Origin of the sequence: Streptomyces sp. NPDC048415 (assembly GCF_040651675.1) — a bacterium.
GTDB lineage: Bacteria > Actinomycetota > Actinomycetes > Streptomycetales > Streptomycetaceae > Streptomyces.
Map to the genome: position 1 here is coordinate 1 of NZ_JBEZKJ010000186.1, position 6,808 is coordinate 6,808.

Below are 6,808 nucleotides of genomic sequence, written 5' to 3' on the forward strand. Positions count from 1 at the left end.
CGTCAGGTCGATGTCCTGGAGCACGTGCAACGCGCCGAAGTGCTTGTTGACGCTCTTCAGGACGACCAGTTCCTCGGTCGCGGCCACCGCGTCCTCGTGCGTGTAGTAGCGGTAGAAGGTCGCCGCGAACACACCCGCCGCGACCGCCAGCGCAATGACCGTGGACCGAAGCACGCTCTCGCCGGTCTGGCTGTACAGGAACCCGAACGCGCAGCCCGCGAACGCGCTCCACATCAGCGCGTGCACTTCGCGCTTCATCAGCGGTGCCGTCATGCGCACGCCGATGTACAGCGCCGCGAAGGCGATCGCGCACACGAACCCGAACAGGACGTTCCAGCCCGTGATCGAGCCGCCGCCACGGTTGATCTCCGCGGCCCAGAAGCCGTAGACGAGCCCGCCGACGACGGGCACCGCCCACTTCGCGACGGTGTGGGTCCGTACGGAGAAGACATCCGGTGTACGTGATGCCTCTGAGGCGGGTGACACAGGTGCCGGTAGAGCCATGGGAGGACTCCTCTCTCCTCGCTCCTGCCTACAGGGCACACCCCGCCGGGGTGCCTGGCAAGTCGGGATGCGGCAGGCATGCCCGCGTGTTTCGCTGAATGCCATGAAGCTCGTACTCTTCGGCGCCACCGGCATGGTCGGCAGCCGCATCGCCACCGAGGCGTCGGCGCGCGGACACCGGGTCACGGCCGTCAGCCGGTCCGGGCAGTCCCCGATCCCCGGGGTCACGGCGACGGCGGCGGACGCCTCGGACCCGGCGAAGGTGGCCGAGGTGGCGGCGGGCGCGGACGCGGTGGCGTCGGCGTGTGTGCCGCCCCGGGACGGGTCGGACCCCCGCGGGCCCTTCCTCGCCCTCAACAAGGCGCTGGTCGAGGGCGTCCGGACGGCGGGAGTGCGACGGCTCGTGGTGGTCGGCGGCGCTGGCAGCCTGGAGGTCGCGCCCGGACAGACGGCGGCCGACCAGCCCGGATTCCCCGAGGCCTACCTCCCCGAGGCCCTCGCCCACGGCGACGCGCTGGCCTTCTACCGGGCCCTCGACGCCGACGGCCCCGACTGGACCTGTGTTTCGCCCGCCGCCGCGATCGCCCCCGGCGAACGTACGGGCACCTTCCGCGTCGACGGCGACCGGATGCTCACCGACGACCACGGCAACAGCCGGATCAGCGCCGAGGACTACGCGATCGCCTTCGTCGACGAACTGGAGACGTCCGCCCACTCGCGCGCCCGGATGTCGGTCGCGTACTGACGCGGCGGGAGGGCGACCGTGGGCGAACGGCGGCGGCCCGTACTCGACCAGCCCCCGCCCGCCGGGCGGCCGGACGTGGTGCAGCCGCTGCGGGTGCGCGGGCGCAGCGTGGCCTGGCTGCCGCCGCTGCTGCTGCTCATCGCCATCGCGGTGCTCGACTGGAACACCTCGGGCGAGTTCCGGATCATCTCCTGGATCGTGCTCGTGCCCGGGATCGCGGCGGCGCTCTGCGGGGTGTGGGCCACGGCGGCCTTCGCGGTGCTGTCGCTGATCACGTACATCACTGTGGACACGTCCTGGCCGCACCAGTACCAGACGGGCCTTCCCGACTTCATTCTCGTCGTCATGGGCGGTGTCCTCGCGGTCCTCGCCTGCGCGGTCCGGGTCCGCGGCGAGCAGCGCATGCTGCACATGCGGGACATCGCCGAGACCACCCGGCGCACCGTGCTGCGCCCGCTCGCGGTGGGCTGGGGCGGCCTGGACCATGCGGCCGTGTACCTCGCCGCCGACAGCGAGGCCCGCGTCGGCGGCGACTTCTACGACATCCAGCCCGGACCGCACGGCACCCGCGTCCTGCTCGGTGACGTCCAGGGCAAGGGGCTCGGCGCGGTGGAGGCGGCGGCCGCGCTGCTCGGCACGTTCCGGGAGGCGGGGTATCACGAGCCGCTTCTCGAGACGGTCGCCGACCGCCTCGAGGTGCGGATGCTGCGGCACGTCCGGTACTGCGCGGTGCTGAACCGGGAGGACGACGACCGCTTCGCGACCGGTGTCCTGGTCGCCTTCCCCGAGGACGCGCCGACCACCGTCGAAGTCATCAACTTCGGTCACGACCCGCCGCTCGTGGTCGGTCCCCACGGCGTGCGCATGCTCCCACCCGGCGACGGGCTCCCGCTCGGACTCAGCGACTTGACGTACGGCCCGCCGCCTCTCCTGCGCGTCCCGCTGGAGCCCGACGAGACCCTCCTCCTGGTCAGCGACGGCGTCACGGAGGCCCGCGACGCGGACGGCACCTTCTTTCCCCTCCGCGACGAGATCGCCGCAGCCCTGGCCGAGGACCCGCGCATCGCCGCCCCCCACCTCCTCGTCCGCTTCGTCCGCGACACCACCCTCCGCCACTCCGCCGGCCACCTGGCCGACGACACAACGATCTTCGCCGTACGCCGACGGACGGCTCCGTAGGGGTTTCGCCCCCTCCGCCCCTGGGGGCCGCCCCCCAGGGAGCCGTCCCCCTTTGCACCCGCAGCGGTTACGGTGCTGGCGTACGTGATCGATGGGGGAGGGAACCGATGCCCGGTACCGTGCTGCTTCTCGCGGCCTCGCCGGTGGGCAAGGGCTGTCTGGTGGACGCGGCCTCCGTGCTCCCCGTACTGGCGGCGGTCGCCCCGTCCGTCCTGTCGGGCACCGACACCGCGAACGTCGTGGAACTGGCCGACCCGTTGGAGCCGCAGGCCGTCCTGACCCGGCTGCGCGCGGCGGCGACGGCCCCGGGCCCCTTGACGATGTTCGTGACCGGCCAGCTCCAACTGGACCGCCGCCAGCACCTCCCCCACTTCGCCCTCGCCCGCACCACCCCGGCGACCGTCCGCTACACCGCGTTCCCCTGGCACTGGATCGCCGAGGAGCTCCGCCTGCGCCGGCCGGGCACGACCACGCTGGTAGCCGACCTGCACGCGGACGCGGAGACCTGGGACCACCTCGCCGCCCACCCCCTCACGGCGGGCCCGTACACCGCCCTCTACGGCCGGATCGCCCCGCCTCCGCCCCGCCGCACGGTGGCGGCACCGACGTACATGAGGGCCGCCGCCACCATCCTCCGCAGCGGCCACCGCCCGCCTTTCGCCCAGCTGCACCAGCAGGCGCTGACGCGCGCGTCGGGCGAGGAGGCAGCCCGGCCGGGGGCGGCGGACATCGTGCTGGCGCCCCTGCCCGCGACCGGGCACTCCCGGGCCGGCCAAGCGTGGCCCCCCGCACCGGAGTTCACGGTCGCGGCGCCCCCACCACCCCCGACCGAGCCGCCCGCGGCGTCGGTGGCCGACACCCACGAGAGCATCACCGCCGCCGTCCAGGCCGGCCGGCACGATGAGGCCGCCGCGCTGGCCGCGCAGCGGGAGCAGGAGGCGCTGCGCACGCACGGGCCGGGCTCCGGGCAGGTGTTGCACTGGAGGGAGGTACGGGCCGATCTCGCGATGTTCGCGGGGGACGCGGAGCGCAGTTGCCGTACCTGGCTGACGATCGCGACCACCCGCCTCGACGCGGGACAGCCGGCGGACGCCCCAGCCGTGGAGTCGGCCGTCGACCGGGCCCACCACCAGTGGGGCCGCATCGGCGACGCGGCCCGGGCCCGTGAACTGGGCCCCGCCCTGGCCGAGTTGCGTCTGCGCGTGCCGGGCCGGAGGGAAGGCGCGCTGGACCACGTCCAGCAGCATCTCCGCCAGCTTCAGACGCAGGGCTGAGCAGAAGCGGCGTCACCGAGCTCGGACGACGGTGTCAGCCCCCGAGGCCGCTCACCTCACCGTCAGCGAGGCCAGCGCCCCCGAGACCAGGGTCCGTACACCCGGCGCGATGGTGGAGAGGTCCGGGGCGAAGTGAGGGCTGTGGTTGCTGGGCACGGCCTCGAGCCGGCGCAGCAGGTCGTCGCCGCCGGGCGCGGCGTTCCACACCTCGGCCGGAGTGCTCGTCACGAACCAGTAGGAGTACGGCAGTCCTCCCTCGGCGAGCCGGGAGAAGTCCTCGCTGCCCATGGCCGGACCGGGGTCGAGGATCGTCCCGGCGCCGAAGACCTCACCGTGCACGGCGGCGATACAGCGGTCGGTCTCGGGGTCGTTGACCGTCACCGGGAAGCTGTTGCCGACGGTGACGTCCGGCTCGCGCGGGCACCCGGCGGCCAGGCACTCGCCCGCCGCGACACGGCGTACGGCGGCGATCATCCGCTCCCGCACCTCCTCCGACTGCGTACGGACGTTCAGGGCGAGCAGCGCCTCGGACGGGATGATGTTGTGCCGGGTGCCCGCCTCGATCCTGCCCACCGTCAGGACCGCCGACTCCCGGGCCGCGATCTCCCGGGCGACGACCGTCTGCAGCCGCGTCACCAGGTACGCCGCCGTCACCACGGGGTCGACGGTCGCCTCGGGCCGCGAACCGTGCCCGCCCCGCCCGTGCACGACGATGTCGATGTCCGTCGAGGCGGACATGATCAGGCCGGGGGAGTGCGCGTACAGCCCGGCGGGACCGGGCGCCGCGTGCTGGGCGAGCAGCACGTCGGGCCGCGGGAACCGCTCATACAGCCCGTCCGCGAGCATCCGGGCCGCGCCTTGCCCCGTCTCCTCCGCGGGCTGGCCGACCAGGACCAGCGTGCCGGACCAGGTGTCGCGTCCCGCGCCGAGCGCCTCCGCGGCACCCGCCAGCCAGGTGACGTGCAGATCGTGCCCGCAGGCGTGCATCACTCCGGGGGTCTCGGAGGCGTACGGCAGCCCGGTCTCCTCCTGGACGGGCAGCGCGTCCATGTCGGCGCGCAGCAGGACGGTGGGCCCGTCCCCGTTGCGCAGTACGCCGACGACGCCTGTGCCGCCCACGCCCTCGGTGGTCTCGTACCCGGCCTTGCGCAGCCGTTCCGCGAACGCGGCCGCCGTACGGTGCTCGTGCAGCGACAGCTCGGGATGGCGGTGCAGATCCCGGTAGAAGTCCTCGAGAGCGGGGACCGGGAGGCCGTCGGTGAGATCGAGCGCGGTACGGGCTGCGGGAGAGGTCACGGGGGCAGGGTATGCGGACCTGCCACTCGCACAGGAGTACTCGAGGCGCCTGTGCCGAGGAACGGATGGTCCTCCGCCGCCCTCGCCGGGCCCGTGTTCGCCGCCAGGACCAGCGCGGCGACGGCGATGACGGCCGCGCCGAACCCTCTGGAGTAGCGCGCGTAAAGACGTCGGAGCACGGCGACCTCGCAGCAACAGCGCAGTATTGAGCGGGCTTAATTCGCCACTTAACGTAGGGGTTCCCCGCGCCAAGGGGCAAGAGGTGCAAGGGGAGTTGGACAATAGTCAAGAGTTCATCGAACGTAAGTCGGCTTAATGGCATGCTTAATCCATGGCGGAGCGTGACGGCCCGGAGATCATCGGGCGCAGGGTGCAACAGCTGCGTACCGAACGCGGGTTGACGCAGAAGCAGCTGGCGGAGCCCGCCTATACGCCCGCGTACATCTCCACCCTGGAGGCGGGACGGGTACGCGCCTCCGAGCCCGCCCTGCGGCACATCGCCGACCGGCTCGGGATCGCCTACGAGGAGCTGGCCACCGGCCGCCCCGCCCACCTCGCCACCGGCCTCCGACTGCGGCTGACCGACGCGCAGCGCACCCTCGCGACCGGCGAGGCCGAGGTCGCAGCCGAGCAGTACGCCGCGCTGCTCGCGGAGGCGGACACGCACGGGCTGGCCGCCGAGCAGGCCGCCGCGCTGCTGGGGCTCGGCGAATGCGCCCTGGACACGGGTGACCTGGAGACGGCGCGGCAGCGCTTCGAGGAGTCCGAGCGGAGGACGGGGGACGCGCCGCTCCCTCAGCGGGTACCCGCCGTGCGCGGACGGGCCGTCGCCCACTATCTCGCGGGTGAACTCCGCTACGCCTGCTATCTGTTCGAGTCCACCCTCGACGAGCTCAACCGGAACGGCCTGCACGATCCGGACGCCCTCCTGCTCCTCTACACGGGGGTGATAGCGCCGTACATGGACATGGGCGCGCACGCCAGGGCGGCCCAGGCGGCCGAGTTCGCGCTGGCCCTCGCGCCACAGGTCGACGACCCGGCGCTGGTGGCCCGGATGCACCGCTCGGTGGCGCGGACGATGATCGCCGAGGGGCGGATCGCCGAGGCCGACGCGTCTCTCGCCAAGGCCGCCGAGCTCTACCGCCAGCTCCAGATCCGTACCGAACTCGCCAACTGTCACTGGATGCGCGGGTATTTGTACGCCCAGGAAGGCGAACTTGAGCGCGCCGAAGGGGAGTTGCGGGAGGCGCAGGCCATGCTCTCCGCCAAGCGGGCCGCGCTCTACACCAGCCAGGTCGCCGTGGAGCTGGCGGATGTGCTCCACCGGCGCGGGAAGTCGGACGAGGCCGCCGCGCTGCTGCACGAGGTGCTCGGCGATTTGAGCCCTGAGCGGGGCGCAGTCCACTCCGCCGGCGCGCACCGGCTCCTCGGCATCATCGCCGAGGACGCGCGGGACACGGAGGCGGCGGAGGAGCACTACGTGCGGGCGATGAGTCTCCTGGAGCGGGCCGGGGCGGCGGGTGATCTCGCCGACCTGTGCCGCCTTCTCGGCGACCTGCTGCGCCGCACGGGCCGCACCGAGGCAGCCCTCAACGCCTACCGCACCGGCCTCGGCCACCGCACGGCCCCGGGCACCACCACCCTGGGCCCGGCGCCGGCGCAACCCCCGCTCTGATCTCGCCGCCTGCGCCCCCCAACGCCGGAGGGGCCATAGATTTTCGGCCCCTCCGGCGCTTGAGGAGCGGGGGTTTGGGGGCGGAGCCCCCAAGGACGATGCGGGAGGGTAGGGGCGGAGGGGGGCGATCGGAAT

At 73.2% G+C, this 6,808-nt stretch carries 6 protein-coding genes and 1 pseudogene; 4 read left to right on the plus strand and 3 right to left on the minus strand.

Going from position 1 to position 6,808, the window contains the following annotated elements; genetic code table 11:
- Nucleotides 1-90 precede the first annotated feature (90 nt).
- Nucleotides 91-504: pseudogene (locus AB0D27_RS44830) on the minus strand (hypothetical protein); the annotation flags it as partial.
- Between the two features lie 103 nt (nucleotides 505-607).
- Between AB0D27_RS44830 and AB0D27_RS44835 the strand changes: the two are divergent.
- From AB0D27_RS44835 to AB0D27_RS44845, 3 genes are all read left to right on the plus strand, one after another.
- Nucleotides 608-1,249, plus strand: a complete 642-nt coding sequence (locus AB0D27_RS44835; protein WP_362521296.1) for an NAD(P)H-binding protein — start codon at nucleotides 608-610, stop codon at nucleotides 1,247-1,249.
- A gap of 75 nt (nucleotides 1,250-1,324) precedes the next feature.
- Nucleotides 1,325-2,428 carry a PP2C family protein-serine/threonine phosphatase gene (locus AB0D27_RS44840; RefSeq protein WP_362521308.1) on the plus strand — a complete coding sequence of 368 codons (1,104 nt, stop codon included), beginning with the start codon at nucleotides 1,325-1,327 and terminating at the stop codon, nucleotides 2,426-2,428.
- Between the two features lie 107 nt (nucleotides 2,429-2,535).
- Nucleotides 2,536-3,702, plus strand: coding sequence for a hypothetical protein (locus AB0D27_RS44845; RefSeq protein WP_362521298.1), 1,167 nt, complete (start codon nucleotides 2,536-2,538; stop codon nucleotides 3,700-3,702).
- Between the two features lie 51 nt (nucleotides 3,703-3,753).
- On the opposite strand, the gene AB0D27_RS44850 is transcribed toward AB0D27_RS44845, so the two are convergent.
- Both AB0D27_RS44850 and AB0D27_RS44855 read right to left on the minus strand, forming a co-directional pair.
- Nucleotides 3,754-4,998 (minus strand): amidohydrolase, encoded by a 1,245-nt coding sequence (locus tag AB0D27_RS44850; RefSeq protein ID WP_362521300.1) that lies wholly within the window; start codon nucleotides 4,996-4,998, stop codon nucleotides 3,754-3,756.
- On the minus strand, nucleotides 4,995-5,177 hold the full coding sequence (locus AB0D27_RS44855; RefSeq protein WP_362521303.1) for a hypothetical protein: 183 nt from the start codon (nucleotides 5,175-5,177) through the stop codon (nucleotides 4,995-4,997). Before AB0D27_RS44855 ends, AB0D27_RS44850 begins: the two co-directional genes overlap by 4 nt.
- 152 nt (nucleotides 5,178-5,329) lie before the next feature.
- Between AB0D27_RS44855 and AB0D27_RS44860 the strand changes: the two genes are divergently transcribed.
- Complete coding sequence (locus tag AB0D27_RS44860) at nucleotides 5,330-6,673, plus strand: helix-turn-helix domain-containing protein (protein WP_362521305.1); 1,344 nt, start codon at nucleotides 5,330-5,332, stop codon at nucleotides 6,671-6,673.
- Nucleotides 6,674-6,808: the final 135 nt, after the last annotated feature.

Excerpts from the sequence above, each read along its gene's own strand:
- AB0D27_RS44845 (WP_362521298.1), top strand. The coding sequence starts at position 2,536 with ATGCCCGGTACCGTGCTGCTTCTCGCGGCCTCGCCGGTGGGCAAGGGC.
- AB0D27_RS44835 (WP_362521296.1), top strand. The coding sequence starts at position 608 with ATGAAGCTCGTACTCTTCGGCGCCACCGGCATGGTCGGCAGCCGCATC.
- AB0D27_RS44860 (WP_362521305.1), top strand. The coding sequence starts at position 5,330 with ATGGCGGAGCGTGACGGCCCGGAGATCATCGGGCGCAGGGTGCAACAG.